We start from the raw sequence: 25,177 nt of genomic DNA on the forward strand, positions 1-25,177 counted from the left end.
GCTACCCTCCCCGAGTCGCTGTAAATCCAGCGACCGGGTTTGGTAGCCCGAGTACTCTAAGGCGTGCAGACGCCGCTCCCGATCAGCCGGCGTTTTTTTGTGCCTGCTGTTCGTGCTATGGCGGCTGTGCGTGGGGCGCATTCGTGCGCGCTGGGTTCCTAGAGTCCCGGTCTACCAACCTGCGTACAGCCGTCACCAATCGTTTGGTAGCGATTGATGCTGGCTCCACCACTCTAGGAGCACAACAATGACAAAGCCCGTCCCCGACCCACCCCTCGTCACCAAAACCGCCACCACCTTCGGCTCCTGCAACGGCAGCCACGCCCCTCTGTTCGCCGTGCGCACAGGCGCTTCAGCCGAAGACGCCCTGGTGCATGCCACCGTTCTGCTCAAAAGCGCCTACCAGACCAACGCCCAGGCCTGTGAAAAGGTCGACCCTGACGTACGCGGCCTGCTCTGGGCTACTCAGCACTCGCTGGAAATGAGCATTGCGCTGGTCGAGGCGTGCCTGGATGAAGTCGAGGCACACGCCATGGCTGCAGCCTTGCAGCGGCGTGTTGCGCAGATGGATCAAGCGACGCTGAAGTGAAGACTGTAGGCTAACCCCGGGCCGCCGACGCGGCCCACCGAGCGCATGCTCATCCACTGAAAATTCATCTTGAGCAAACCCGGCTAGGCGCAGCCACGCGGGTATAGTCGACTCTATGCCGACCGTACTTCCAAGAGCCTGAAGCCGTGCCCGACCTGCCGCCCAACGCCGCCTACACCTTGCGCTTCAGCGCTGTACTGGCCTACATCGACGCCAACCTCGACGGTGATCTGTCGGTAAAAAACCTGAGCCAGGTGGCGAACTTTTCGGTGTTTCACTTTCACCGCCAGTTCACGGCGTACGTCGGCGTGCCGGTTTCGCGTTATGTGCAGTTGATGCGCTTGCGCCAGGCGGCGCACCGGTTGGCGGCCAATGCCGAGCTCTCGGTGCTGGAGGCCGCCCTCGCGGCAGGTTTTGAAAGCCCCGAGGCATTCAGCCGGGCGTTTCGGCGGGCGCTGGGGATGTCGCCGAGCGGCTTTCGCCGGCAGCCGAACTGGCAGGCCTGGAATGCGGTGTTCGCTATCCCTCACTTTTCCAGGAGCGTCATCATGCAGGTACGTATTGTCGAGTTTGCGCAAACCCGGGTCGCGGCGCTGGAGCACTGCGGGCCGCCCGCGCAGGTCAGCCAGAGCGTGAACCGGTTCATCGCCTGGCGCAAGGCCAGCGGGCAGTCGCCGGTGGCGTCGAGCCGTACTTTTGGTATCCCCTTTGGCAACCCCGATACCACGCCGGCGGAGGATTTTCGTTTCGCCATTTGTGGCGAGATCGACGAGGCGGTCGCGGCGAATGAAGCCGGCGTGCACGAGCGGCTGATTGCTGGTGGGCGCTATGCCGTGGTGCGGCATGCGGGTTCGCCCGACCATATTGGTGAATCCATCTATCCGATCTATCGCGACTGGTTGCCGGACAGTGGTGAGGAGCTGCGCGATCAGCCGCTGTTTTTTCATTACCTGAGCGTGTATCCAGAGACGCCGCAGGCGCAGTGGCAGACGGATATCTACGTACCGTTACGCTAGAGAGGTGTATTGGGGCCTGTGGGAGCGGGCCTTGCCCCGCGATCGAGCGCGAAGCGGTCGTAACTCAGGCGCCGCCTTATGTGCTGGCTGCGCTGGCCTGATCGCGGGGCAAGCCCGCTCCTACATGAAAACCAGCGACTACCTAGCCGCAACGCTGATTCGCGCTTACTATAAGCCCAACTCGTATTACCGCGGCTGCTGAACCCGGTACTCACGAGGAAATGATCATGCACAGAACCCGCGCCTGGAGACGCTCCCAGGCCCGCAAAAACGGCAAGAGCAAAGCGCCAGACCCGCTGCTGTTCAAGCCTGAAAAGAACTGGAAGCTGCTCTACACCCGTGGCGACAAGTTGCTACGGGCACGCCAGCTCGGCCTGAGCTATCCCGTTCGCTCAACCCGCCAACTGTTGGATCAAGAGTGACTAACCTCCTGTTCGTCTGCAGCCGCAACCAGTGGCGCAGCCCTACCGCAGAAGCGCTCTGGCGCCGCCGCCCAGGCTTCGATGCCCGGTCGGCGGGCACCAGCCCAAATGCGCGCAAACCCATCGGCCCGGCAGACATTCGCTGGGCCGATGTGATTTTTGTCATGGAACGCAAGCACCACAATCGCCTGCAGGCGCAGTACGCGCGGCTGCTTGAGCACAAGCGGCTCCATACCCTGGATATTCCCGACGATTTTCAGTACATGGACCCGGAGCTGGTGGCCTTGCTCGAAGACAGCGTCGGGGCTTTTCTAGCCGCCCAGGGTTGATGTACAAACGCTGGCAAGCGCAGCGTAACTGCACTAGCAATGCGGCGATCGCGCTACGATTCACCGACACCCACCGGACGTGCCAGCCTATGCCCGTTGACCTCCAAGCGCTGTACCCGAAACTGATCCACCTGATGCTGGACACGGTCTTCGTGGTCGACAGGGATCACCAGATTGTCTTTGTCAGTGATGCCTGCGAGGCGCTGCTGGGTTACCGCGCTGGCGAGCTGACCGGCACGCCGATCACCGACTACATTCATCCGCACGACCTTGCGGTTACAAAGGCCTCCATTGTCCGGGTCATGAACGGCCAATCCCACGTCGATTTTCGTAACCGCTACATCCGCAAGGATGGCGGCATCGTGCACATCCTCTGGGCGGCGTTCTGGTCCGAGGAGGTGGGTGCGCGCATCGGCGTGGCGCGGGACGTGACAGCGCTGCACGAGGCCGAAGCGGAGTTACGCTTTTTGGCCCATCATGATCCGTTGACGGCACTGAGCAACCGCGCGCTGTTCAATGATCGGCTGGAGTCGGCCGTGCGCACGGCGCAGTGCCAGCAAAGCGCACTGGCGTTGCTGTTTCTCGACGTCAATGATTTCAAGGGGATCAATGATGTTCATGGGCATGCCATGGGTGACCGCATCCTCTGCATGATTGCCCGGCGCCTGGAAGACTGTGTGCGCGAGGCTGGCACGGTGGCGCGGATTGGTGGCGATGAATTCACCGTGCTGTTGCCGGGTATCGCGTCGCAAGAAGCCGTCTACGCCAAGGTGGGGCAGATTCTCGCGGCCATGGCCGAGCCGCTGGGTGCCGAGTTCGGCGCTGTCTCGATGCCATCGTGCAGCGTCGGCGTAGCCTTTTACCCTCAGGACGCGGAGAATGCCGATACCCTGCTCAGCCATGCCGATGGCGATATGTACCGGATCAAGAAGCACCGCGCCGCGCAGCGGGTAGCTCTCAAGCAATTACCAGTCGAGTGACAACGTGAACCGTCAAAAGAAAATCAAGCAGCTGTTAAAGGCCCACGCAAAAAAGGCCAGCGCCAAACTGGCGCCCAAGAGCAAGCCTAAATACATCAGCAAGGCTGACCGGTTGAAACTGGAAGCTGAGGCCAGCGAAGCTGTCGTTTCGACTGCCGAGTGAATCGTCACCCGCTGGACTGCCATTCGATAATTGAAGTGGGGTCACCGGGCCGTTTGGGCAGCGCGGATAACGCGCGTTGTTGCCTGGTATGAAGAAATGGGCAGTGCGTGATTCAGGAACGTCGGGACTGCACATTTCAGGATGCTTCATTTAGCGAGCAAGTCGCCATTTCACCGGACTAGCAAAACAATGCAACAGCATCGCGAGCAACGACACCCAACCGACAACGGGATATTGCCCTTCCAGCGCTGAGTATTCTCCCAACAGCAACAAGTAGCCATTGTCTTGAAAGCGCAGATGGTAGGTCACAAAAAACAGGTTGAAGGCCAGGCAGCCAAGGAAGCGCCAACCGCTGAAGGCATCGCCCGACGATTTGTGTCTCAAAACAAAGGCTACAACTACTGCTGATATGGACAAGAGTACGAACAGCCCGGGAATCACTTCTGCGACTCTACGTACACTTGCTCACCGGTCATCATGTCGATGCCAACCTCAAAGACGAGCGGGCCAGAGCCCATGACCCGATGAGCCCGAGTTTTATCAGCGTCGATATAGCGGAACAGGCGCCAAGCATCAGGCTTAAGTACCATTCGCCACAACCCGTAAACTGATAAACCGATATCACTCAAGCCATAGGCCATGTTCCCGTGCACCACCCGCCCGCCCACTGACTGCGCCGTCATTTGATACGCTTTTCTGAGGGGACCTTGCGTATCTGTGCGACCTTGAATGATGTTCCGACCACTCTCATACGCGTTGTTCAATCCATGCAGCATCATGGGGGCACCTGCCAGGCCGCACAATACTCCAGCCGAGCTGTAACACAGCATCGCCCCTGTACCGAACTGCAAGGCGCCAGCGCTCAAACCAGCAACCAGTTTTGCATATTCAGTGACCTGTTGCCTGAGAAACCGATATTCGTTGTTGATTTCCTCAAGCCCGTGCTCAACGGGCTTTCTTGCCTGCTCAACATCCTCAACGACCGACTTCCCAAAGGCAGTTACTTCTCGATTGAAGCGACTTCGCAATCCTCCGTCTTCAATGTGCTGAGCGCTGATGGTGCAAGCATATTGGCTCAATCTGACGGCAGCATCGTTAACCACCCAGAATTCGTGCGGGGTCACCTTATGGGGTTTGCTCACTCTATCCACGGAGAGTTCGTCCACGAGGCACCACCAGTGGTAGCGGCAATATGATGAGTCCAGTTGATGTCGGTGTAACTGATTGCCAACTGTTCCTGGGAATCTTGATCGTTAAACAGAACGGAATGGGGCATTTCCATTCTTTGATCAACAATCACACCACCCCAAAGTTGAATGCTGAAATATCGCTCCTGGTTGCCACTCCTGCTGGTGCGGTAGAAGTCGAATTCGCAGTTCACTCTCTCGCGACGAGCCAAGGCTTGCGCCAGCAATGGTGTTGCCTTGTCGACGTGCTTGATGAGGACGATGGGGCGGTGCGTCGCGTACTGGGTGTTATCTACATTGGATAGGTTGTGAGAGAAAGAAAGCACCAAGATCTTGTCAAGGTGAGCGGACTGGCATCTATTGCCAATGGAGTCCAAGGATGAACAACCTGCAGAGATCAACCCTTGATGCTTGCCAACAATTGACATGTAACCATGATGCGCCACTGTGCGTACTCCTTGTAAGTAGAGTACCTAGACTATGGAAAACATGACCCGCGCGTCTGTCGGACGTTTCCGAACGTCACCTATCTGATGCGCTAAAAGCGCTCTCTATCAAAATATCCCTCAAGCATCTGCCGCGAGGTCTCAAGCATCAAGCTCAGCAATCACCTCTGCCCGGGTCGTAACCTGACGAAAGTGATGCTTCCACAAACTGATGCCCAACTGCCCCGAGCGGTCCAGCGATGAGCCCACCGTAAGGTCGGTCACCAACGTCGGCGAGAGCCCGGCATCGAACAGCGCAAAGCCGGCGGCGAGCACGCAGGTTTCGGTCTGGATGCCGCACACCAGCACGCGCTCGACACCGAGCTGCTTGATGTACTCGATGGTTTCAGCGGTCTGCCCGTAACCGTGCTTGATAAACACTTTATCGGCCTCGACCAGGCTTTCGTCTTCGGCCGCAGGATGCCAGCCGAGTTGCTGTTCAAACGGCGTCACCTGCTCATCGTGCAACTCGACCGAGGCAATCGTCAGGATCCGTTCTGACAACGCCCGCACGCCATCGACCAGCCACTCGGGCGGGCTGAAGGTGGACTGGACATCTACGATAAGCAAAACCTGGCGCATAACGTTCTCTTGAGCATCAATCAATGGCGCGGAGTATATCGTCCTGCAACGGCTGTTCGCCTGCCCAATGACCGCGCGCTTTCAGGCTTGCCGATAAAAACTGCAGCGCGCGCCGAAAGACCGGATGGCAATCGGCAAGGGGCAAATGCTCGAGCGCAGCCCAGAAGAATTCGAACCTGTGGCCGTGGTCGTCAAGCGTCTGATGCGTCCATTGCTCCGGCAAAGGTCCGCTCGCCTGGCACAGGTGGAACGACCAGACCTGCCCCAGATGCCCAGCGTCCCAACAGCCAAGATCATCGGCAAGGGTCGCGGCATTGATGCCAGACTCTTCGGCCAGTTCCCGCAGCGCTGCCTGGCCCGCCGTTTCGCCTTGTTCAATCGTGCCCTTTACTAGCTGCACACCCGCCAGCGGATGACGAAACAAGAGGATTCTGGGGTTCGGTGTGGCGGCAACAACCACGGCGCAGGCCTTGTTGGGGAGCATGGCGATATCCTTGTCGGCAAAGAGGGCTGCGCATCATACGCCAGCGCTTTAGCCGCGCAGCCATAGAACTTTTCTCTGTTTACCGGTCTATTGGGATACGTTCAATCGTCATTTAGAGGTTGTCTTCGCTCATGAAACTCCATGCCCCACGGATGCTGCTCGCTGCCCTGTTCGCACTCGCAGCAGCAGGCTCGGCATCAGCCACACAGATGAAGACGTCCACCCCGCTGCTGGCCCCCGAAGCCCGCGCTGTGCAACCTGCACCAAGCCCCTGGCCGAGCCTGGCGAGCATGACCGAGCATGACCGAGCAACAGCCTGGGCCATTGCTGGCCCATGACGACCGCTACCGCGATGACCACCGCTGGCACGACCGCAGGGACGATTGGCGCCGGGAAAACTGGCGCAGAGAACAATGGCGCAGGGAGCAAGCCCGACGCGAGGCCGAGCGCCATCGTTATTGGGAACGCCACCATGACCGGGCCATGCGTTACCGTTACGAGGACGACCGCCGCTACTATCGTCGCTAGGGTTGCTCGGCGACCTCGACGTAGCTCGACTCCCCGCCCCCGCTCGCCCCCGACAACCAGCCCCAGACGAAACTCAGCGTGGTCCGCCCGGCATCGTCAACGCCTATCGTGCCACGCGACCAGCCGGACAGCAGCTCGCCCTCGGTGGTCAGGCAGTGAAACAGCAACTCGATGGTATCGGCGCCCGTGGCACGTCCGACTTGATGCCCCACACGAATCCGGCCGCCCTGGTAGGTGCTCGAAATGGCAGTACCTTCAACCTGATAGTGGAACAGCGTACCCGCGCCGGAGAGCCCTTGGGCATTGTTGGCGACGGCGAAGCGGCGATTGTGCAAACGCTCGCTGATGTGAGCGAAGTGGCTGTGCATTGAGGTGTCGTCCTTGCGTTCAGAGACTGCAGTGCAGCGTGCGCTGATCCTAACCCACTGCGCCGCAAAGTGCTGGTCTTGGCGCACGCCGACGGCAGCGCGTTGGTCGCATCCCGGGGCAGGCCGGCCCCTGCACACTAAAGCTTTGAAATCCACCGCCGATATCCCTGAACACGTATGGAAACCACGGGTACCGACCATGAACCCAATCAACGCAGGACTGCGCATTGCCCCTGCATACGCCGCCCCCCAGGCGACACCAGCCAACGCTGTCAGCAGTCGCACCGATCAGCTCGCGACGCCGCCCAGTACCTCCGTCAACCTGGGCCAAAGCCCTCGTAGCGAAGATGCAGCGACTTATTCGTCGCGCGGGACCCTCGCGGTGCCGTTGCGCTATGTGCTGGAAAACGACAACCTGAACAAGCTGAGCATGAACATGATGGTGGGTGTTCAGGCCAGCGCTATCGGTTCGCGCTTCCACGGGCTCGGCGCAGCCTTGGTGAATCAACTGGTAGCCAACGGCGGCCAGTCGTTTACGCAATCGGTGTTCGCCTTCGCCGACGGCGCCCAGCCAAGCGCCGAAGCACTCAAGGTGCAGAGCAACAACCTGCGCCAGCACCCGGCCAATGCGGTAAACCTGAGCTTGACCACCGCTTCCGGTGCCACCGTGAACCTGTCCCTGGCCAGCAATGAGCAAGGCCTGGCGGTCAGCGCCGAGGTACAGGGCGGCCAGCTCAGCAGCGATGAGCTCAAGGGCCTGGCGTCGCTGGCCGAAAGTTTCCAGGGCGCCATCAACGGCCTGAGCGAGCAACCACCACGCCTGCAACTGGGCAAGCTGGCCACGCTCGACCCGACCCTGTTCAGCGCGCTGCAGATGAACGCCAAGCTGGACACGGTAAATGGCCAGCAGCTGACGTTCGACCTGACCCTGGATGACAGCGCACGCAAGCTCAGCCTGCAGGGCCCGGCCGGTAACGTACAACTGAACCTCGATACCCGCGACACTTCGCTGCTGGGTAAAAGCGCCCAGCGCCAAGCGGCGATCAGTAATTACCTGAGCCAGTTCGATGCAGCGCAGAGCCGCGGCAAAGGCGACGAGAACCTGGTGGGCCTGCTCAAGGACGCCTTCGTCCAGCTCAACAGCGCCGACGATATCAGCAGGCCATCGAGCGCGGCTATACCGCTGCTGGCCGCCAAAGACACCGCCCTGCTCAGTGGCCTGGCCGACTTCAGTGCCTCGATCAGCCAGACCAGCCAGCAGCCCAACCCGCTGCGCCCCACCGAGCTGGATCGCTTCGACTACAAAGTGTCCCAGTCAACCACGATCAGTGGTGCATCGCCGGCGAACCGCGCGGTGCAACAGGATCAGCAAGCGAACCTGTCGGCCGCCTACCACACCAGCCTCAACCCGCAGATGGCGCTGGTCGACGCCCTGGCGACGCAGAACTACCGTTACCACGAGGTCAGCGACCAATCGAGCACCAGCACGCGCTTGCGCTACGACAAGAACAGCCTGGTCGAAGCCAGCGTCAGCCAGCAGGCCAGTCGCAATGAACGTGTGCGCTCTTACGCCGATGGCGTGCTGCAAAGCGACGTGAGCACTCCGGCGTCGGTCTCGGAATCACGCAACCTGCTTGGCCTGCTCACTGACCTGTTCGAGCGCGAGCGCATCTCCCAGCGTGACCGCGGCGTATCGATCCTGGAGGCACAGCTGCAGTCGCAACGCAGCCAGTGGCAGTTGCAGTCCGATCCGGCGCTGATCCGCCCGCAGGATCCCCAGCAATAGCCGTGGCATTACTGGCCTCATCGCCGGCAAAGCCGGCTCCCACAATGGATCTGTGCACCCCGGACCAGTGGGAGCGGGCTCGACCCGCGATCGAGTGCACAGCGCTCGCCATACAGCCGGCACACGCTTTATCCTTGCGCCTCTTTGCCCAATGGCCTTCGGAGTTGCAATGTACATTGATGTACCCCGCCGCCTGGTGTTCTTCGATAAAAGCGACAGTATTCGCCCCGCCTGCCTGACCCAGTACGATCCGGACACCGGTGCATTGACCCACCCCGTCGGTACCCAGGCCGACGACAGGGTTTGCGACATCTCCCACGATGGCCGGCGCATGGCCCTGCAAGGCACCGATTGGCGGGTGGTGCGCGGCGCCAGTCGCTCGCGCCTGAGCTTTCTTGAAGATCGCACGGCGCTGCATGAAACCGACAGGTTCCTGGCGTACTGGTCGCACCTGGACCCCAGCGGCCGGTACGCGCTGGTCGGGGTCGGCAACGATAAAAAGCGCCCGGTGGTCATCGACCTGGACAGCGGCGAATGCAGCGAACCGATCGCCCGTAATGTCGATGCCCGGTTTGGTTGCATCGACCCCGTGCAAGGCAAACTCTGGGCACCCGATGAGCGGGCCAGCAACAGTGTGCTGACGGTTGATTGCGCCAGTGGCGAGATCAACAAGATCACCCTGGCGCTGGACGCCAAGGTCAGAAGCCTGCGCTTTTCCCGTGATGGTCAATACCTGTTTGTCACCGGTGAAAACAACCGCCTGCTGTGCTGCGATCGCAACGGCGCGACATTGTGGTCCAGGGACATCGACGAATATGGTCAGGTAGGCGCCGGGACAATCCTGTTCAATGAATCCGCTACTCACCTGTGCCTGCCGATCTCGGCGACGCAGCGTTCGAACTGGGGTGAAGACATCATCCTTGCGGCTGACAGCGGCCAGATCGAAACCACGGTTGTACGCCACAAAGGCCCACCCGGCCGGCTCGCCGCTGACTGGTTTGGCGATCAGTTGCTGACCCACCGTCTGGAGGTCGTGGACTTTTTCAGCGGTGCAGTCGTCGATGTGCTTGATCTGACCAGCCCCCTCTCCCCGGATAGCCCCATCTGAGATTGCCCAGCATGCTTGTACTGCCAAAGGGAGAGCGCCACGGGATACGAGTATCCCCGCGCTGGCCGTCCTCTGAAGTAGCCATCGATGAAGAAACTTTCCGTAAGTTGATTGAGGCCCAATCAATGCTGCCACCCGACATTGAGCTGTTGCTGGTGCGCGGGTACGAAAACAAAACCAGCCATCTGGGTTCGTTCAGAACGCTCTCACGCTGGCTGGGCATCAAGGTGTTCTGCGCCTGCTACCCCGGTCGCAAGGATGAAGTCGGCGAGATATTTGGCGCCAATGGACATGACGTGGATGGCTCACATGTCGATGTCTCCATTGTGTTAAAGGGAAAAAGGCTGCGCTTTCTGCCCTTTGGCGTCTTTACCTCGCTGACTCGCCAGCGCGCACGCGCAGCGCACTACCTGGTGGTTATCGACAGAGTCAAAGACGCATTGAAACAATGCGGCTTTGACATCCATCGAAACGAAACAGAGAGCATGCAGATCCATTGCGACTACAAACCTCAGAAGTCGTAACGCACATTCATCATCACATTGCGCGGCGGCCCGTAGTGCCCGTAGCTGCCAGAAAACCCGGCGTAGTACTTCTCGTCCAGCAGGTTGTTAAGGTTGAGGGTGGTGGAAAGATGATCGCTGAACCGGTAGCGCGCCATCAGGTTGAACACCGCGTAGTCATCCTGGCTGACGCGGCTGTTGTAGCGGCTGAAGTACAGCGAGTTGCTGGAGTTCCAGCTGGCGCCGCCGCCGAGGGTCAGGCGCTGCCATTGGCCGGGTAGCTGGTAGGTGGTCCACAGCCGGAAGGTGTCCAGCGGCAGCTGGCTGGTCAGGCGCTGGCCTTCGGCGTCTTCGGTGCGCGAGTGGCTGAAGCCCGCTTGCAGCTCCCAGCCCGGGGCGAGCTCGCCGGCCAGTTCCAGGTCAACGCCCTTGGTCTTGGCCCCGCTGACCGCGCGGTAGGCGTCCTGGTCGGTGCCCGGCACGGTGTAGCCGGCATCCAGCTCGGCGACGTTATCGCGCTTGATCACGTAGCCGGCGACGTTGGCGTTGAGGCGGCCATCGTAGAACTCGCCCTTCCAGCCCAGTTCATAGTTTTTGCCGACCACCGGCTCCAGCACCTTGCCGCTGCGGTCCTGGCTCGACTGCGGCTTGAAGATATCGGTGTAGCTGACGTAGATCGACTGCTCGGGCGTCAGGTCATAGACCACCCCGGCGTAGGGCGTGACTTCGCCGCGTTCGGTCATGCTGTAGTCCAGCACGTAACCGGAAGCCAGGCTCTTGGAATAGTAGTGATAGCGGTAGTTGCTGGCCCGGGCGCCGAGGATCAGATGCAGGCTGTCGCTGAGGTTGAAGCGCCCGGCAACGAAGTAGCCGCTCTGGCGGGTGTCGACGTCGTAGTCCAGCGCCGGGGCGAAGCTGTCCTTGTCGGGCTTGGGCAGTTCGTTGTTCCAGGTATTGAAGTCGACGATGGCCGAACGCCCGCTGGTGGCGTAGTGGTGGTTGACGTAGTCGAGGTAGTTGGCGCCGACGATCAGTTCATGGGTTTGCCCGAACAGCTCGAATGGCCCCTGCAAGGTGGCATCGACGGCTTTCTGGTGCTGGGTGGCTTCGGACCAGCCCTGGCTGATGGTGGCATTGCCCTCGGGGGTGATGTACGACATGCCGGTGGAGCTCTGGTAGGAGCCGCTACGGGTGTCGCGATCGACATCCATGAAGGTGCCCGCGACCTTCAGTTGCCAGTCGTTGGCCAGCTGCTGTTCGAGCGCCAGGCTGTAGTTGTTGGTGTCGAAGCGATCTGACGCCCAGCGCGCGCCGGAACTGGCATCACGGGAGAAATCCGTTGGCTGGCCGTTGCTGAACAGGATCGGCACCCCCTGGCCGCCGGTGGGCCGGTAGCGCTGGTGATCGATGCTCAGGCGCACCAGGGTGGTGTCGCTGAGGTCGGCTTCGAGCGCTGTGTAAAGAATGTCGCGGTCCTGCTGGTACCAGTCCATGAACGTATCGTTGAGCTGCTTGGCCGCCACCATGCGCCCGCGCAGGTTGCCGGTCGGGGTCAGCGGCCCGGAGACATCTGCCTCCAGGCGCTTGAAATCCCAGGAGCCGATACCGCCTTGCACATAGGCCTGGAACTCGCGGGTCGGGCGCTTGCGGATGACGTTGACCACGCCACTGGGGTCGCCCGCGCCGGTCATCAGCCCGGTGGCGCCGCGCACCACTTCCACCCGGTCGTAGATGGCCATGTCGAGCAAGGTGCTGGGCATGGTGCGGGTCTGGTTTTCCTGGTAAGTGGTGACGCCATCGAACTGATAGGTGTTGATAGCGCTGCCGCGCGAATAGATGTTGAAGCGCTCGCCGCCATCCTGGGACATGGTCACGCCGGGGGTCTGGTTGAGCACATCGGACATGTTGCGCAGCTGCTGGTCGTCCATGCGCTGGCGGGTGACGACACTGATCGACTGCGGTGTTTCGCGGATCGACAGGTTCATCTTGGTCGCCGTGCTGGTCGAGCCGCTGGTGTAGGAGCCCGTGCCTTCGGTGGTGGCGCCCAGGCCGGCGGCGCTGACACTGGTCGCTCCCAGTTCAAGGGCACCGGCATCCGCGGCGCGGGGTATCAACCGGTAACGTCCCTGGCCCATGACCACAGGTTGCAGGCCGGTGCCGGCCAGCACTTGCGCCAGTGCCTGGTCGACGGCGAACTGGCCGCGCAGCCCGGGGCTGTGCAGGCCGTTGGACACCTGCGAGTCCACCGCGACCATCACCCCGGCCTGCTGGCCAAACTGGCCGAGCACGCTGTCCAGGCTCCCCGGGGCGATGTCATAACTGCGCATACCGGCCTGCTCCGCGCTCGCCTGGGCAGCCATTACGGTTTGGTTGAAGGTGACCAGGGTAGCACCCAGCATCAGGGCGCGAACGGCAGTGGCAAGGGGGGTAAGGCGACAACGCATCGAGACAGTCCTTGGAGAGCAGAGGTGGGCATGGCGCTGGCTGTTCAGCGCTTTCCCTTGTCTTGATGCGCGAAGCAAGAAAACCTGCCAACGCCAATGAAAATTATTTCAGGCCGGTACAACGCTGGCCCAGTAACCCAGCAGCCGCTGCACGCGAACCGGCAACACCTGGGTGATCAGCTCAAGGCTGGCATCGGGTTGATCGAGGGAGAACGAGCCGCTGACCTGCAGGCCGGCAACCTGCGGATCACAACGCAGCACGCCGGGGCGGTAGCGGTCGAGTTCAGCCAGCAGTTCGGCCAGCGGCATGCGCTGCGCCACCAGCAGGCCCTGGGTCCAGGCCTGCGCGCCCGCTGCCAGTGGCAGCAACGGCCCGGCCCGGGTGCTGCTGTAAAGCTGTTGCCAGCCGGCCTGCAGGGTCAAGCCTGAGCCCTGCCCATGTTCGACCTGCACGGTGCCCTTGAGCATCTGCACCAGCGTCGCGCTGGGTTGCCGGCTGACCACCAGGCGCGACAGTGCCGCTGGCCGTACCCGGGCCTCGCCCGTGCGCAGGCTGACGCTGGTGCCCTGCCCCACCTCCAGCAATACCCGCCCACGGTTCAAAGTCAGCACCCGGACGCCATCGAGCAAATCACTGTCCAGGGCGCTGCGGGTATCCAGTTGCAGCGCCAGCCCCGAGGCCAGGGTCCAGTTGCGGCGCTCGCCGGTGGCAGTGGCGTAATCGCTGAACAGGCCCGGCAGCACACTGCGCTGCTGTACCCCGTAGCCACTGGCGATCAGTACGCCACCGGCGACCAGGCTCTTGAGGACTGCCCTGCGCGAAGGCAGCGAACGCGCCTCAAGCAGGCTGCGCGCCCCCGCCGCCGACATACCGCAGGTGCCTTCTCGCAGGCCTTGGCCGATACCACTGAGCCGCTGCCAGGCCAGTTCATGGGCCGCGCTTTCCTGGCGCCAGCGCTGGCAGGCGAGTTGCTCGGCATCGCAGCTCACACCCGATTGCAGGCGCACCATCCACAGCATCGCCTGTTCGAGAATGTGCGGGTCGAGGCGCGGTTCGGCTGCGGGCATCGGCTTCATTCGCCGTGCACGGCAGCGTAGCAATGCCGATAGGCCTTGAGCATGGCCTTCTGCACGACATTGACGCTCAGGCCCAGGCGCTCGGCGATCTGCGGGTAGGTCAGGCCATCGAGCTGGGACAGCAAAAACACCTCCCGCACCCGGCTGGCCAGGCCATCGAGCACCTGGCCGACGGCGTCCAGCGCCTCGAGCACCAGCACCCGGGTTTCTTCCGACGGCTGATGCTGCGGCTCAAGCTGAGCCAGGCTTTGCAGGTAGGCACGTTCCAGCGCCTGGCGGCGAAAATGCTGCAGGCACAGGCGGCTGGCGATGGTGCCAAGGTACGCCCGCGGCTCGCGCAGCAGTGGCGGCACCTCGCTGCGCAGAAGCTTTACGAAGGTGTCCTGGGCCAGGTCCAGCGCCTGCTCGCGATTGCCCAGCTTGCGCCGCAGCATGGCCACCACCCAGCTGTGATGCTGCAGATACAGCGCGCCAACATCGTGAGGGCTGGACGGGGGCATGGACGGGATCTCCTGGCAGCTAAGGAAAGCCGTGCATGGTAATACTTCTCATTCATTTACTACTACTGGTTTTGCTTTGCTCGGCCATGAAACAACACAACCGACCGTTTCGCGGGGCAAGGCCCGCTCCCACAGCTTGCGCGCAGGACCCGCGATAATTTCAGCGGCGGCTGATGACCACCTCAAGGTACTCGCTCGGCACCACCAGCGATGCACCTCCCGCCACGTTGTTGTCGTTCAGCAGTTGGGTCAAGTCGCTTTCCAGCGCGCGGGCCTGGTCGCTGTCGAGCGAGGCAAACGCCTTGTGCACCGGCCCGTACCAGGTTCTGAATACCTCGATGAAGTGCGCCGGCGAACGATAGCGAAAGTTGAAGTGTTCGCGGCTGACCTTGATCGCACCGATGTCGTCGCCGAACAAGTTGTGCAACTGCTCTTCATCGCCCCAGCGCGACGGCGGTTGTGCACCGGCCGGTGGCGGCACGTGACGGCCGAGGGTCTTGAACATCTGCCCGATAAAACCTTGCGGGGTCCAGTTGGCCAGGCCGATGCGCCCGCCCGAACGACATACGCGACCCAGTTCCCTGGCCGCCTGCGCCTGGTCGGGGGCGAACATCACGCCAAAGGTCGAAACCACGGCGTCGAAGGCGCCATCGGCAAACGGCAAGGCTTCGACATCGGCCACTTGGAAGGCCACGTTGAGGTGCTCGGCCCGGGCGCGCTCCTCGCCGCGCTTGAGCAGTTCGGGTACGTAGTCGGTGGAGGTGACCTGGCAGCCACGGCGGGCGGCGGCCAGGGTGACATTGCCGTTGCCGGCGGCGACATCCAGAACCTTTTCATCCCAGCGCAAGTCGCAGGCTTCGGCCAGGCGCTCGCCAACCAGTTGCAAGGTGGTGCCAATCACCGCGTAGTCGCCGCTGGCCCACGCCGCCTGCTGGCGCGCCTTTAACGCATGCAAATCCAGGGGTGTGCTCATGGTCTGCACCTGATGAGGTTGTTCACACGAACGCTCAGCTAAACGCCAACCCCCGCCTGCGGCAAGCGCCAGCGTTTGAGCGGCAAGACCGGTTGGCTACATGGCTATAACCTGTGCGCATAAACCAAAACAGCACCCGAAGGTGCTGTTTTTGCTGGCGCCTTTTAGCGCGACAGGTTGGCCACTTTGGCCCGCGCCGCGTGCAGTTTCTTGTAGCTGTCGATCAGACGCTGGTGACGGTCGAGGCCTTCGAGCTTCATGCTGGTCGGCGTCAGGCCATGGAAGCGCACACTGCCGTCCACCGAGCCGAGCACCGCGTCCATGCGCGGGTTGCCAAACATACGGCGGAAGTTGGCTTCGTAGTCGGCCAGCTCCAGCTCGTCGTCCATGGCCACTTCGAGCACCACGTTCACCGCCTGGTAGAACAGGCCGCGCTCGACGGTGTTGTCGTTGAACTGCAGGAAGGTTTCGACCAGCTCCTTGGCCGGCTCGAACTGCTGCAGGGCCAGGTGGATCAGCAGCTTCAGTTCGAGGATGGTCAGCTGGCCCCAGGCGGTGTTGTCGTCGAACTCGACGCCGATCAGGGTGGTGATGTCGGTGTAATCATCAAGCTCGCTTTCTTCCAGGCGCTCGACCAGCGACTGCAGTTGCTCGTCATCCAGGCGGTGCAGGTTGAGGATGTCCTCACGGAAGAACAGCGCCTTGTTGGTGTTGTCCCAGATCAGGTCGTCCACCGGGTAGATTTCCGAGTAGTCCGGCACCAGGATGCGGCAGGCGGTGGCACCCAGGTGCTGGTACACCGCCATGTACACCTCTTTGCCCATGTCTTCGAGGATGCCGAACAGCGCCGCGGCTTCTTCGGCGTTGGCGTTTTCACCCTCGGCAGAGAAGTCCCATTCGACGAACTCGAAGTCGGCCTTGGCGCTGAAGAAGCGCCACGAGACCACACCGCTGGAGTCGATGAAGTGCTCGACAAAGTTGTTCGGCTCGGTCACCGCGTGGCTTTCGAAGGTTGGCTGCGGCAGGTCGTTGAGTCCTTCGAAACTGCGGCCCTGCAGCAGCTCGGTGAGGCTGCGCTCCAGCGCCACTTCAAAGCTTGGGTGGGCGCCGAACGAGGCGAACACGCCGCCAGTGCGCGGGTTCATCAAGGTCACGCACATCACCGGAAAGGCGCCGCCGAGCGAGGCGTCCTTGACCAGCACCGGGAAGCCCTGCTCTTCCAGGCCCTGGATACCGGCGAGAATGCCCGGGTACTTGGCCAGCACCTCCTGCGGTACGTCCGGCAGGGCCAGCTCGCCTTCGAGGATTTCACGCTTGACCGCGCGCTCGAAGATCTCCGACAGGCATTGCACCTGGGCTTCGGCCAGGGTGTTGCCGGCGCTCATGCCGTTGCTCAGGTACAGGTTCTCGATCAGGTTGGAGGGGAAGTACACCACCTCGCCGTCGGACTGGCGCACAAACGGCAGCGAGCAGATACCACGCTCGATATTGCCCGAGTTGGTGTCGTACAGGTGCGAACCGCACAGTTCGCCATCGGGGTTGTAGATCTCGCGGCAGTATTCGTCGAGAATCTCCGCCGGCAGCGCATCTTTACGGACTGGCTTGAACCAGCGCTCGTCGGGGTAATGGACGAATTCGGCATTGGCGATGTCTTCACCCCAGAACTGATCGTTGTAGAAGAAGTTGCAGTTGAGCCGCTCGATGAACTCGCCCAGCGCCGAGGCCAGCGCACCCTCTTTGGTGGCGCCCTTGCCGTTGGTGAAGCACATCGGCGACTGCGCATCGCGAATGTGCAGCGACCAGACATTGGGCACGATGTTGCGCCACGAGGCGATCTCGATCTTCATCCCGAGGCCGGCGAGAATCCCCGACATGTTGGCGATGGTCTGCTCCAGTGGCAGGTCCTTGCCGGCGATGAAGGTGCTGGTGTCCGAGGACGGGTCGAGCATCAGCAGGGCCTGGGCGTTGGCGTCGAGGTTTTCCACTTCTTCGATGACGAAGTCGGGGCCGGTCTGCACCACCTTCTTCACCGTGCAGCGGTCAATGGAACGCAGGATGCCCTGGCGGTCTTTCTCGCTGATATCGGCCGGCAACTCGACCTGGATCTTGAAGATCTGCTTGTAGCGGTTCTCCGGGTCGACAATGTTGTTTTGCGACAGGCGGATGTTATCGGTGGGGATATCGCGGGTCTGGCAGTACAGCTTGACGAAGTACGCCGCGCACAGGGCCGACGAAGCCAGGAAGTAATCGAACGGTCCCGGTGCCGAGCCATCGCCCTTGTAGCGGATCGGTTGATCGGCCACCACCGTGAAGTCATCGAACTTGGCTTCAAGTCGAAGGTTGTCGAGAAAGTTAACCTTGATTTCCATGCGGGAATACCATACGAGCAAAACGATTTGGCCGCCATTATCCGGGTTTTCGCCGGGAAGTCTTGTGCCTGACGCAATTACTCGGGCAAACCCGCCACGAAGCACTCAAAGTCATCGCCCTGCTGAATCGGCAGCCATCGTCAGCGTTGTCGCCGATGCAGCCTTGTTTGGCAGCGCCTGGATGCAGTCGATAAGCAGCCCGGGCTACCGGGCTGCCCTCTTGTCACGCGCCTTTACGCACTTTCCAGCTGACCAATCGCCGCCTGCAGACGACTGCGGCTACGTTCGCTGACGTCCTTCTGGCTCTGGTGAGTCTCGGTCGGCGCCTGGCGTACGTTGGCATGCGCTACCACTTGCCAGCCGCCGCCATCCAGGCGCAGGTAGCGATAGCTGGCGGTGCCGCTGGCCCACTTGGCATCAAGGATTCCGTGCAGATGGAAAGTCTGCTCCAGGGTACTGAACGGGCCGCTGGGGCTGCCGGTGAGGTTGATAACAATATGGCCCTCACCTTTGAGGCCGAGCTTGAGGTCCGAGTAATCCCCCCAGACATCGGCATGGAAGTTCAGCGGCGGGTAGGTGGCAGCAAAGATGCTGGCCACGCCGGTGATCTTCTTGTGCACGGTGTTGACCAACAGATCGAGGGTCAGCACGGGGGCGCCGAGCAGGCCGGTGCGTACGTTGAGACGGGTGTGGAACAGTCCGATTGCGGGCATGGTACGACTCCTTGTCTGGTCAGGCGCGGCTGGACTTGCCGGCTTTGCCGGAAGCGCTCTTGGTCGAATCGATGGCGGTGTTCAGGGCTGCGCCCGCATCACCGGCCGCCAGGGCCTTGAGGTGGGCGACATCGCCGGTAGCAATGGCCGCCTCCAGGGTCGCGGTGTGCAACAGCGCCTGGATGTCGAGGTTACCGAAGGCCTTGATACGGGTGTCTTCGCGGTGCGCTGGCGCCTCGACCACGATCCATTGCCCCTGGTTATTCAGGTAGCGGTAACCGGCCATGTCCGACAAATGGTTGGCCAGCCTCGGTAAAGCACGCTGTTATCCCCCATATGGGTCACGCCGCTGTCACGTTCAGCTGCTAGCCTCTTGATGTTTTGCTGCCCCGAAACCTCTCGCACGCCAGATGACCCCGAAGGTGTACTCAAGCATGACTCGCAAACAGATCATCCTGCGCTCAGACAGCATGCACAGCGACGACTTCGGCGCAGTGTTCAGCAGCCTGTTCGGCAACCTGTACGCCGATACCCCACCGCTGCCCGGTAACATCAACATCGGTGGCGTCTATGGCCGCCATGACGGCGTGAGTTTTCGACGCATGCATTACCGCGGTGACTTCACTTTCTGCTTTCCCGAGTCACAGGATGAGATCACCTTCGTCATTCCCTCCTCCGGGACCCTGATCCTTAACCCCGATCGTGACGCGGCGGGTTTTCGGCACATGGGCCTGGCGATCGACAAGGCCGATGTACGCTCGATGCGCCTGATGGATGATCACGACCAGTGCGGTATCTCGATCCGCCGGGCGCTGTTTACCGAGCGGCTGGCAACGCTGCTGGGCAAGCCGATTCTCGGCAGGTTGTATTTTGAGCCTGTGGTGCCGCTGGCCCACCTGCAGGGCATCAGGGCCCTGGTGGAGCTGGCCACCGGCAGCCAGTTCGACCTGCTGCTGCACGCCGGGGCGCTGATGCCGGCGCGCCTGCAGGAAATGCTCGTCGATGCGCTGCTCGAAATCTGGCCGCACAACTTCAGCCAGGCCCTGCAGCGCCCGGCGCCGATGATCGCGCCGCGACAGGTGAAGCTGGCCATCGAGTACCTTCAGGCCCATCCGCACAGCCAGGTCAGCGGCACCGAGCTTGCGCGAATGTGCAACGTCAGCCTGCGTGCCTTGCAGGACGGTTTTCGGCGTTTCATGGGTTTGTCGATCGTCGCCTACCAGCGCCAACTGCGCCTGGAACACGCGCACCATGCACTGCGCCAACGCGGCGCGGCGTCGGTCACCGAGGTGGCGCTGGCGTTTGGCTTCAGCAATGTCGGCAGGTTCTGTCAGTACTTTCACAGTGCCTTCGGCGTCAGCCCTGCCGAGGTGCGCAACGGCGCGGGCCAGCGGCGCAGGGCTGGCCCGGCTGGCAGTCAGAACAAGTAGCTGGCCTTGAGGCTGCCACTGGCGCCGTGGCTGTCACCGCCGCTGCTGGCGCCGGCTTCGGCAGCGAAGCTCAGCGCCCCCAGGCTGACCATCAGGTTGACCCCGGCAGTGAACTGGTCGCGGTTGTCGAAGGCGGCGCGCTGTTCGATGTCAAGGCCCAGCAGGTGACCCTGGCTGTCGACCTGGTGATCGCCCAGCACATGCTCGTAGCCCAGTTGCACGCCCGGCACCAGTTGCCAGCCCGCCAGGTCGATGGCGCTGAATGCAACATCGAGGTTGGCGAATGCGCTGCGCCGGGTTTGCTGTATACCGTCGACGTCGAGGGCCAGTTCGCTGCCTTTTTCGTTGAAGCCCGAGAGGTCCAGGTGACTGATGCGCAAGCCCAGGCTTGGCTCAAGCGTGATGGCGTTCACCGGTGCGCGATAGCCCAGGGCCAGGCTGGCGCCGCTGAGGGTGCCATGGCTGTCGCCCTTGGCCGCGCCCAGCCCACCGCCAAGCTCGCGCTTGCTGGCGTAATCGAGCCAGCCGGCACTGAGGCCGGCATCGACGAACAGGCCACGCTCAAGCCCCGCCGGAGCGTAGCGCGCACCGGCCTTGAACAAGGTCAGGTCGGTGTCCGCCTCACCGCCCGCGCCGCCGACACTGCCACGGCTGTAGCCAAAACCGGCGTGGCCGCTGAACTGCTCGGAAAAGCGCTGGGTCAGGCCGATCATCAGGCCCTGGCTGTGCTCGTTGCTGCTGGCGGCATGGCTTGAACCGTCGGTGCCCAGGTAGCTGGCCAGGGCAGTACTCCACAACCGGTACTGGCCAACCTTAAGCTCAGTGCCGCGGCTGTAAGGCGCGGCGGCGCGGTCGATCAGCGCGCCCTGGCGCAACAGGTAGCTGGCGGCGTCGGCATGCACCTGGCCGCCGACGGTCGACTCGACGCCAGTCAGGTCACCGGCATCGATGGCCGACTGCAAGTAATAGTTGTAGGCACTGTAGGTGCCCGACAGGCTGCTGTCTTGCAACTGCTGCAACAGCTGCGCGCCGGACGCGGCGTTGCCGAGCAAGCCCAACTGGCCGGGCAGGCTGTTGTAGGAAACCATCTTGGCCCGCAGTACGTAGAGGGTCTCCTGAGACAAGCCCAGGCCCTCTTTGAGGTAGTTGTCCATGCTGCCGTACTGCGCAGTGACCTGGTCGAGGCCGGCTTGCAGGTAGCTGGCGTCCACTGCCAGCAGCGGCGCATAGATCGCCGCCATAGCCGGCGGCATATGCGCCAGGGTGGCCGCCACGCGTGCGGCGGTGTAGTCGTTGGTGGCCAGGTAGTTGTCCATGATCGTCGCGCTGTCGACCCCGGCAATACTCAGCAACACCGCAGCGGTCCAACCGGTGCGGTCCTTGCCGGCGGTGCAGTGGAACAGCGCCGCACCATCGCCCGCCGCCAGCTCATTGAACAGCGTGGTGAACTGGCCACGCATACCGGCATCGTTGACGAAGGCGCGGTTGGTCTCCTGCATCATGGCAATGGCATCGGCAGCACTGGTGAAGCTGACGCGGGTGATGTCGGCGCCGGAGGTGTTGTTGCCGATGATGTCGATATTGCGATAGCGCGCGCCCTCGATCAGGGTGTCGGGGGTCGCGGCAATCTCGTCCGGCGTGCGCAGGTCGTAGATTGCCTTGATGCCCAGGCCGTTGAGCGTGGCCAGGTCAGCAGGCGACGGCGTCAGGGCGTTGGAGCGGTAGAACACGCCGCTGCGCATCAAACCGTCGTGGGCAGTGGAATAGGCATGGGTGGTGCCGGCGATATCGCGAAAGTTGTCGATACGCGCCAGGCGCGGGGTATCCAGCGGCACACTTTCTGCGGCCTGGGCGGCGATGGACAGGCTCAAAACGGACAGCGAACACAACAGTCGTTGATACACGATGCAGCCTCATGGAAGTGACGTTGGGCTGGCTACTATTGCGGGCTGACCTGCAACTGAATATTGCAAAAAGCCCGGATTGGCGAATCGCTGCGCGATCTGTCCGGGGCATGCGTTTTTTGTCCGTGTTGCGTCGTACTTGCGTCGCTTTATCGCCGCAAACTGCCTGTTCTGGCACAATCGCCGGCCTGTCAGCGAACACTTACGAATGGAAGAAAAGTGAACTACCTATGAAGCGGTATTACATTGTTACCCACGGACAGGCGCAACATCACATCGATAACCTTGTCGGCGGCTGGTTTGATTCCAGGCTAACACCTAAAGGCATTGAACAGGCCCAGGCTCTGGCCAGGTTTTTTTCCGCTCAGGGGTTTTCAAAAAGCCCGGCAATTTACTCTTCTGACCTGCTGCGTTGTAAAGAGACCGCAACAATAGTTGCCGATGCCCTGAGGCTTGAGCCGAGCCTCGACGCACGGTTGCGCGAGATGTCGTTCGGCAGTCATGAGGGCATGGACCAGGCGCTGCATGACAGCATCATGAAACCTTGCGCCGAGAAACCCGGCGAGCGCATGGACCATGCCATCTGCGACGGGGCTGAAACCCGTCGGCAATTCGCACGTCGAATTTACGACTTTGTCGCAACGCTGGATGCTGAGGTTGAATGCGCAATTATCGTAACCCACGGCTTTGCCGCCAGTTTCCTGATTAGCGCGTTACAACGCGTGCCGGTCGAGAGCATGGCGTTTATCTCGTTCAAAATGTCTGCAGGCGGTGTGTCGGAGTTGATAGAGGATGATCTGTTCAAGAACGTCACCCTGACAAAGTTGAATATGCAGGTTTAGTTGTTGGCCAGGCATTTTCGTTGGCTTTAGGTGAATCCGATTTTACCGTGGGACGTTTCCGATTCCGTCCAGCGGTGCATCAAGGCGTGAATGCCAGTGCTAGGTTCCGGGCCTCTTTGCCCAAGGAACCTGCGCATGACAAGGACGACCTCTTCCGTTTTATCCCCTGCTCCGGCGATAACCGCCACCAGTTCCACCTTGCAGCCAGGCTTTTACATCGTGCCGCGCAGCATGTCAGGCACCCAGGTGCTGGCCCTGCTGACGGCGCAACAAGGGCCTCAACTGATCGCTCGATTGCAAAGGCTTAACCCGACCTTTGCCACAGGCTTTAAAGCCGGGGAAATCTTCGTCATCGGTGACCCGGACATCACCAGCGCCTGCACCCGCGAAGAGGCCGAACTGATGACGGCCGCCGCGCAGGTGCGCGAAAGCCTGGCTGCGCTGAGTGCTGAGGAAGCCAATTTCATGATGCGCCATCAGGCCGAGATTGCCGGGCTGTCCGCCGGGGCGAGCCAGGCCATGGGCGTGGGCAAGGACATGCTGGAAAAGGGCTTGCGCCAGGTCGAAGCAACCTTGCGCAGCATCGAGCAACTGCACCAGCGCGAGTTCAGCCGCAACGGCCGCTTGAACAGCACGGATTTTTTCAATGCCCGCCAGCGGCTGTACTTGCAGCTCGACGCGCAGCTCAAGAGTGCCTTTTTGAACAAGCAGCTGAATCTTGGCAGCTACGACAGCTTGCGCAAGGACCTGGGCATTTCGACCCGCAGCCTGGTACACCACTGGAACCGTGCCGGCGGGGCCGGGCAGATTCAGGGGTATGCGACGCATCTGGAGCAGGTGGCGAAGACAGCCAAGTACCTCAAGTATGGTGGGTATGTCGGGATTGGCCTGGGTGGGACGGCGTCATGGCTGACGGTGCGCGATGCTTGTCGGGTTGGGGAGACGGATGAGTGCAAAAGAATCCGCTTTACCGCGTCGGGTAGTTTTGCCGGTGGGCTTATTGGTGGATCCTTCGGCGCCAAAGCTGGAATCGCTACTGCCGCCGCCGTATGCGGTGTGTTTGCCGTAGCAAGCGCCGGATTGGGTGTACCCGTTTGTGGGATAGTTCTGGTCGGGGGTGGGTCGCTAATTGGGGGGTTGGGCTTAAGTAAAGGTGGTGAGCTAATGGGCGATTTGATTTACGACTGGACACAACCATGACAGAAGATCCGCGAACCTGGATGCCCGGCGTGCAACTGGTGTTTTTATCAACGCCTTTTCTGTTGATGCTATCTGCAATGGCGATGAATGCCTACGTCGCCTTGAGCCGTGATTTCGACCTTTTGATTGAGGCAATACAAGGCAACCCCTGGTTCGAGCGCCAGAAGAACCTATGGGGCACTGCAAGCTTCAAGTCGCGTTGTTACTTGGTATGGTCGGCCTGCGGCGTGGTGATCTGGCCAAAGCTGCATGTTCGCAGGGGCCATCTCGATGCAGGCACGATGGATAATTTGCCGCCAGGGCTCAGGCGCCGGATGATCATTGCAATCTGGCTGGGGTTTACCGGCTTTGCATTTATGCTCTTGGCCATCGGTGCCTACGAACTCGGCAAAAATTAACTACCGATCACTGGTAACCTGCAGCCCCTTTCCGGCCAGCCAGCAAGGCAGATTATGGACAATTCAGGCTACTACCCCTTCCACCTCTTCGCCGCCACCTTCGAAAGCGAAACGCACGCCCGCCAGTTCGCTTTCGAGCAATGGCAACCCGAGCCGCCCGCCAGCGCGAGTGCTGCCGAATTCGCCGCCTGGGAAGATCGCAATCCGTCCTGGCAGCTTGCCCAGGAGCTTGAGTGGTTCATGGATTCGGACTTCGTCGAGCTGAATGAGTCGCTGGAATATGTGCAGAGCCTGATGGCCGACGAGGCGCAGAAAGCGCAATTGTGTTCCCGGTCTCTGGACGCTTTCAGTCACTTCATCATCGTCGGCGACAACGCCATTTTCGGCGACCGCCGCTCAGCAGATCACTCCCAATCGCGCCAGCCACAAAGCACCGCCACGCTCACCTACCTGGGGCATTTCAATTGAGCCGCGTGCAGGTGGTAAGGATTGATCTGGGCCAGGTGACCAGCGCCAGGCAATTGCATCACCTGTTAAGGGACGCGCTCGGCTTTCCCGATTGGTATGGCTGTAACTGGGATGCCTTCTGGGATGCGATTACCGGACTTGTGCAGATGCCTCAACAGTTGCAGCTCAGTGGCTGGGAGGCTTTTGCCAGGCGCTTGCCCAAAGACGCCGAACTGATGCAGAAGTGCCTGGCCACGCTGCAGGCCGAGTATCCGCAAATGGCCTCTGAAGTGCTGTTCGAGTGAGTGATCCCCACACTCGCTGATGCTGGCGAGTGGATATCCAGACAA

At 61.5% G+C, this 25,177-nt stretch carries 29 protein-coding genes and 1 pseudogene; 16 read left to right on the plus strand and 14 right to left on the minus strand.

Annotation, left to right across the window (positions count from 1 at the left end; translation table 11 throughout):
• The first annotated feature begins 247 nt into the window (after nucleotides 1-247).
• The 6 genes from LOY37_RS16355 to LOY37_RS16380 all read left to right on the plus strand — a co-directional run bounded on the left by LOY37_RS16355 (nucleotide 248) and on the right by LOY37_RS16380 (nucleotide 3,499).
• A complete protein-coding gene (locus LOY37_RS16355; protein WP_258593935.1) occupies nucleotides 248-589 on the plus strand; it encodes a DUF3077 domain-containing protein in 342 nt (113 codons plus the stop codon).
• 146 nt (nucleotides 590-735) lie between these two features.
• Nucleotides 736-1,605 carry a GyrI-like domain-containing protein gene (locus LOY37_RS16360; RefSeq protein ID WP_258715275.1) on the plus strand — a complete coding sequence of 290 codons (870 nt, stop codon included), beginning with the start codon at nucleotides 736-738 and terminating at the stop codon, nucleotides 1,603-1,605.
• Between the two features lie 227 nt (nucleotides 1,606-1,832).
• Nucleotides 1,833-2,027 (plus strand): hypothetical protein, encoded by a 195-nt coding sequence (locus LOY37_RS16365; RefSeq protein ID WP_176794245.1) that lies wholly within the window; start codon nucleotides 1,833-1,835, stop codon nucleotides 2,025-2,027.
• Nucleotides 2,024-2,356 carry a low molecular weight protein tyrosine phosphatase family protein gene (locus tag LOY37_RS16370; RefSeq protein ID WP_045194142.1) on the plus strand — a complete coding sequence of 111 codons (333 nt, stop codon included), beginning with the start codon at nucleotides 2,024-2,026 and terminating at the stop codon, nucleotides 2,354-2,356. Before LOY37_RS16365 ends, LOY37_RS16370 begins: the two co-directional genes overlap by 4 nt.
• An 89-nt stretch (nucleotides 2,357-2,445) precedes the next feature.
• On the plus strand, nucleotides 2,446-3,336 hold the full coding sequence (locus LOY37_RS16375; RefSeq protein WP_045194143.1) for a sensor domain-containing diguanylate cyclase: 891 nt from the start codon (nucleotides 2,446-2,448) through the stop codon (nucleotides 3,334-3,336).
• A gap of 4 nt (nucleotides 3,337-3,340) precedes the next feature.
• Nucleotides 3,341-3,499, plus strand: a complete 159-nt coding sequence (locus tag LOY37_RS16380) for a DUF2986 domain-containing protein (RefSeq protein ID WP_093381451.1) — start codon at nucleotides 3,341-3,343, stop codon at nucleotides 3,497-3,499.
• Nucleotides 3,500-3,649: 150 nt separating this feature from the next.
• Here LOY37_RS16380 and LOY37_RS16385 read toward each other — a convergent pair whose 3' ends face one another.
• The 5 genes from LOY37_RS16385 to LOY37_RS16405 all read right to left on the minus strand — a co-directional run bounded on the left by LOY37_RS16385 (nucleotide 3,650) and on the right by LOY37_RS16405 (nucleotide 6,237).
• Nucleotides 3,650-3,940: a hypothetical protein gene (locus LOY37_RS16385; RefSeq protein ID WP_143013272.1), complete on the minus strand. Its 291-nt coding sequence runs from the start codon at nucleotides 3,938-3,940 to the stop codon at nucleotides 3,650-3,652.
• A complete protein-coding gene (locus LOY37_RS16390; protein WP_258715276.1) occupies nucleotides 3,937-4,665 on the minus strand; it encodes a DUF4225 domain-containing protein in 729 nt (242 codons plus the stop codon). The genes LOY37_RS16385 and LOY37_RS16390 overlap by 4 nt, the downstream gene beginning before the upstream one ends.
• Complete coding sequence (locus tag LOY37_RS16395; RefSeq protein WP_258715277.1) at nucleotides 4,638-5,132, minus strand: Hcp family type VI secretion system effector; 495 nt, start codon at nucleotides 5,130-5,132, stop codon at nucleotides 4,638-4,640. The genes LOY37_RS16390 and LOY37_RS16395 overlap by 28 nt, the downstream gene beginning before the upstream one ends.
• Nucleotides 5,133-5,273: 141 nt before the next feature.
• A complete protein-coding gene (locus LOY37_RS16400) occupies nucleotides 5,274-5,753 on the minus strand; it encodes an isochorismatase family protein (protein WP_045194144.1) in 480 nt (159 codons plus the stop codon).
• Nucleotides 5,754-5,769: 16 nt separating this feature from the next.
• A complete protein-coding gene (locus LOY37_RS16405; RefSeq protein ID WP_258715278.1) occupies nucleotides 5,770-6,237 on the minus strand; it encodes an NUDIX domain-containing protein in 468 nt (155 codons plus the stop codon).
• Between the two features lie 131 nt (nucleotides 6,238-6,368).
• Here LOY37_RS16405 and LOY37_RS27600 point away from each other — a divergent pair.
• Nucleotides 6,369-6,765, plus strand: a pseudogene (locus tag LOY37_RS27600) (hypothetical protein).
• Here LOY37_RS27600 and LOY37_RS16415 read toward each other — a convergent pair.
• On the minus strand, nucleotides 6,762-7,133 hold the full coding sequence (locus LOY37_RS16415) for a hypothetical protein (protein ID WP_258715280.1): 372 nt from the start codon (nucleotides 7,131-7,133) through the stop codon (nucleotides 6,762-6,764). The pseudogene LOY37_RS27600 and the gene LOY37_RS16415 overlap by 4 nt on opposite strands.
• A gap of 199 nt (nucleotides 7,134-7,332) precedes the next feature.
• On the opposite strand from LOY37_RS16415, the gene LOY37_RS16420 reads away from it, so the two are divergent.
• The 3 genes from LOY37_RS16420 (at nucleotide 7,333) to LOY37_RS16430 (ending at nucleotide 10,551) form a co-directional block, all read left to right on the plus strand.
• Nucleotides 7,333-8,919 (plus strand): hypothetical protein, encoded by a 1,587-nt coding sequence (locus LOY37_RS16420; protein ID WP_258715281.1) that lies wholly within the window; start codon nucleotides 7,333-7,335, stop codon nucleotides 8,917-8,919.
• Between the two features lie 169 nt (nucleotides 8,920-9,088).
• Complete coding sequence (locus LOY37_RS16425; protein WP_258715282.1) at nucleotides 9,089-10,027, plus strand: YncE family protein; 939 nt, start codon at nucleotides 9,089-9,091, stop codon at nucleotides 10,025-10,027.
• Between the two features lie 11 nt (nucleotides 10,028-10,038).
• A complete protein-coding gene (locus LOY37_RS16430) occupies nucleotides 10,039-10,551 on the plus strand; it encodes a hypothetical protein (protein WP_258715283.1) in 513 nt (170 codons plus the stop codon).
• Here LOY37_RS16430 and LOY37_RS16435 read toward each other — a convergent pair.
• The 7 genes from LOY37_RS16435 to LOY37_RS16465 form a co-directional block, all read right to left on the minus strand.
• On the minus strand, nucleotides 10,539-12,974 hold the full coding sequence (locus tag LOY37_RS16435; RefSeq protein ID WP_258715284.1) for a TonB-dependent receptor: 2,436 nt from the start codon (nucleotides 12,972-12,974) through the stop codon (nucleotides 10,539-10,541). The genes LOY37_RS16430 and LOY37_RS16435 overlap by 13 nt on opposite strands.
• A gap of 108 nt (nucleotides 12,975-13,082) precedes the next feature.
• The gene (locus tag LOY37_RS16440) at nucleotides 13,083-14,042 is read right to left on the minus strand and encodes a DUF4880 domain-containing protein (RefSeq protein ID WP_258715285.1); all 960 of its coding nucleotides are present in this window, start codon (nucleotides 14,040-14,042) and stop codon (nucleotides 13,083-13,085) included.
• Between the two features lie 5 nt (nucleotides 14,043-14,047).
• The gene (locus LOY37_RS16445) at nucleotides 14,048-14,551 is read right to left on the minus strand and encodes a sigma-70 family RNA polymerase sigma factor (RefSeq protein WP_045194157.1); all 504 of its coding nucleotides are present in this window, start codon (nucleotides 14,549-14,551) and stop codon (nucleotides 14,048-14,050) included.
• 160 nt (nucleotides 14,552-14,711) lie between these two features.
• On the minus strand, nucleotides 14,712-15,524 hold the full coding sequence (locus LOY37_RS16450) for a class I SAM-dependent methyltransferase (protein WP_258715286.1): 813 nt from the start codon (nucleotides 15,522-15,524) through the stop codon (nucleotides 14,712-14,714).
• A gap of 164 nt (nucleotides 15,525-15,688) precedes the next feature.
• Nucleotides 15,689-17,893: an OsmC domain/YcaO domain-containing protein gene (locus LOY37_RS16455; RefSeq protein WP_258715287.1), complete on the minus strand. Its 2,205-nt coding sequence runs from the start codon at nucleotides 17,891-17,893 to the stop codon at nucleotides 15,689-15,691.
• Between the two features lie 233 nt (nucleotides 17,894-18,126).
• Entirely contained in the window at nucleotides 18,127-18,606 is a 480-nt protein-coding gene (locus tag LOY37_RS16460) for a DUF1842 domain-containing protein (protein WP_258593955.1), read from the minus strand.
• A 19-nt stretch (nucleotides 18,607-18,625) separates the two neighbouring features.
• On the minus strand, nucleotides 18,626-18,901 hold the full coding sequence (locus tag LOY37_RS16465) for a hypothetical protein (protein ID WP_258715288.1): 276 nt from the start codon (nucleotides 18,899-18,901) through the stop codon (nucleotides 18,626-18,628).
• A 139-nt stretch (nucleotides 18,902-19,040) separates the two neighbouring features.
• On the opposite strand from LOY37_RS16465, the gene LOY37_RS16470 reads away from it, so the two are divergent.
• Nucleotides 19,041-20,036: a helix-turn-helix domain-containing protein gene (locus tag LOY37_RS16470; RefSeq protein WP_408980662.1), complete on the plus strand. Its 996-nt coding sequence runs from the start codon at nucleotides 19,041-19,043 to the stop codon at nucleotides 20,034-20,036.
• Here LOY37_RS16470 and LOY37_RS16475 read toward each other — a convergent pair.
• A complete protein-coding gene (locus LOY37_RS16475) occupies nucleotides 20,024-21,940 on the minus strand; it encodes a tyrosine-protein phosphatase (protein ID WP_258715289.1) in 1,917 nt (638 codons plus the stop codon). The genes LOY37_RS16470 and LOY37_RS16475 overlap by 13 nt on opposite strands.
• A gap of 11 nt (nucleotides 21,941-21,951) precedes the next feature.
• Between LOY37_RS16475 and LOY37_RS16480 the strand changes: the two genes are divergently transcribed.
• The 5 genes from LOY37_RS16480 (at nucleotide 21,952) to LOY37_RS16500 (ending at nucleotide 25,132) form a co-directional block, all read left to right on the plus strand.
• Nucleotides 21,952-22,782, plus strand: a complete 831-nt coding sequence (locus tag LOY37_RS16480; RefSeq protein ID WP_258715290.1) for a histidine phosphatase family protein — start codon at nucleotides 21,952-21,954, stop codon at nucleotides 22,780-22,782.
• Nucleotides 22,783-22,917: 135 nt separating this feature from the next.
• Nucleotides 22,918-23,982, plus strand: coding sequence for a hypothetical protein (locus LOY37_RS16485; protein WP_258715291.1), 1,065 nt, complete (start codon nucleotides 22,918-22,920; stop codon nucleotides 23,980-23,982).
• On the plus strand, nucleotides 23,979-24,380 hold the full coding sequence (locus tag LOY37_RS16490) for a hypothetical protein (RefSeq protein WP_258715292.1): 402 nt from the start codon (nucleotides 23,979-23,981) through the stop codon (nucleotides 24,378-24,380). The genes LOY37_RS16485 and LOY37_RS16490 overlap by 4 nt, the downstream gene beginning before the upstream one ends.
• A gap of 54 nt (nucleotides 24,381-24,434) precedes the next feature.
• Nucleotides 24,435-24,848 carry a hypothetical protein gene (locus LOY37_RS16495; RefSeq protein ID WP_258715293.1) on the plus strand — a complete coding sequence of 138 codons (414 nt, stop codon included), beginning with the start codon at nucleotides 24,435-24,437 and terminating at the stop codon, nucleotides 24,846-24,848.
• Nucleotides 24,845-25,132, plus strand: coding sequence for a barstar family protein (locus LOY37_RS16500; protein ID WP_258715294.1), 288 nt, complete (start codon nucleotides 24,845-24,847; stop codon nucleotides 25,130-25,132). The genes LOY37_RS16495 and LOY37_RS16500 overlap by 4 nt, the downstream gene beginning before the upstream one ends.
• The last annotated feature ends 45 nt before the right edge of the window (nucleotides 25,133-25,177 follow it).

Origin of the sequence: Pseudomonas sp. B21-012 (assembly GCF_024749305.1) — a bacterium.
Taxonomy (GTDB): domain Bacteria; phylum Pseudomonadota; class Gammaproteobacteria; order Pseudomonadales; family Pseudomonadaceae; genus Aquipseudomonas.

What these genes read in the sequence shown, in the direction of transcription:
- LOY37_RS16445 (WP_045194157.1), bottom strand. Translation starts at nt 14,551, where the DNA reads ATGCCCCCGTCCAGCCCTCACGATGTTGGCGCGCTGTATCTGCAGCAT.
- LOY37_RS16420 (WP_258715281.1), top strand. Translation starts at nt 7,333, where the DNA reads ATGAACCCAATCAACGCAGGACTGCGCATTGCCCCTGCATACGCCGCC.
- LOY37_RS16485 (WP_258715291.1), top strand. Translation starts at nt 22,918, where the DNA reads ATGACAAGGACGACCTCTTCCGTTTTATCCCCTGCTCCGGCGATAACC.
- LOY37_RS16430 (WP_258715283.1), top strand. Translation starts at nt 10,039, where the DNA reads ATGCTTGTACTGCCAAAGGGAGAGCGCCACGGGATACGAGTATCCCCG.
- LOY37_RS16425 (WP_258715282.1), top strand. Translation starts at nt 9,089, where the DNA reads ATGTACATTGATGTACCCCGCCGCCTGGTGTTCTTCGATAAAAGCGAC.
- LOY37_RS16450 (WP_258715286.1), bottom strand. Translation starts at nt 15,524, where the DNA reads ATGAGCACACCCCTGGATTTGCATGCGTTAAAGGCGCGCCAGCAGGCG.
- LOY37_RS16365 (WP_176794245.1), top strand. Translation starts at nt 1,833, where the DNA reads ATGCACAGAACCCGCGCCTGGAGACGCTCCCAGGCCCGCAAAAACGGC.
- LOY37_RS16490 (WP_258715292.1), top strand. Translation starts at nt 23,979, where the DNA reads ATGACAGAAGATCCGCGAACCTGGATGCCCGGCGTGCAACTGGTGTTT.
- LOY37_RS16440 (WP_258715285.1), bottom strand. Translation starts at nt 14,042, where the DNA reads ATGCCCGCAGCCGAACCGCGCCTCGACCCGCACATTCTCGAACAGGCG.
- LOY37_RS16460 (WP_258593955.1), bottom strand. Translation starts at nt 18,606, where the DNA reads ATGCCCGCAATCGGACTGTTCCACACCCGTCTCAACGTACGCACCGGC.
- LOY37_RS16435 (WP_258715284.1), bottom strand. Translation starts at nt 12,974, where the DNA reads ATGCGTTGTCGCCTTACCCCCCTTGCCACTGCCGTTCGCGCCCTGATG.
- LOY37_RS16375 (WP_045194143.1), top strand. Translation starts at nt 2,446, where the DNA reads ATGCCCGTTGACCTCCAAGCGCTGTACCCGAAACTGATCCACCTGATG.
- LOY37_RS16355 (WP_258593935.1), top strand. Translation starts at nt 248, where the DNA reads ATGACAAAGCCCGTCCCCGACCCACCCCTCGTCACCAAAACCGCCACC.
- LOY37_RS16415 (WP_258715280.1), bottom strand. Translation starts at nt 7,133, where the DNA reads ATGCACAGCCACTTCGCTCACATCAGCGAGCGTTTGCACAATCGCCGC.
- LOY37_RS16470 (WP_408980662.1), top strand. Translation starts at nt 19,041, where the DNA reads ATGACTCGCAAACAGATCATCCTGCGCTCAGACAGCATGCACAGCGAC.
- LOY37_RS16455 (WP_258715287.1), bottom strand. Translation starts at nt 17,893, where the DNA reads ATGGAAATCAAGGTTAACTTTCTCGACAACCTTCGACTTGAAGCCAAG.
- LOY37_RS16400 (WP_045194144.1), bottom strand. Translation starts at nt 5,753, where the DNA reads ATGCGCCAGGTTTTGCTTATCGTAGATGTCCAGTCCACCTTCAGCCCG.
- LOY37_RS16495 (WP_258715293.1), top strand. Translation starts at nt 24,435, where the DNA reads ATGGACAATTCAGGCTACTACCCCTTCCACCTCTTCGCCGCCACCTTC.
- LOY37_RS16480 (WP_258715290.1), top strand. Translation starts at nt 21,952, where the DNA reads ATGGAAGTGACGTTGGGCTGGCTACTATTGCGGGCTGACCTGCAACTG.
- LOY37_RS16405 (WP_258715278.1), bottom strand. Translation starts at nt 6,237, where the DNA reads ATGCTCCCCAACAAGGCCTGCGCCGTGGTTGTTGCCGCCACACCGAAC.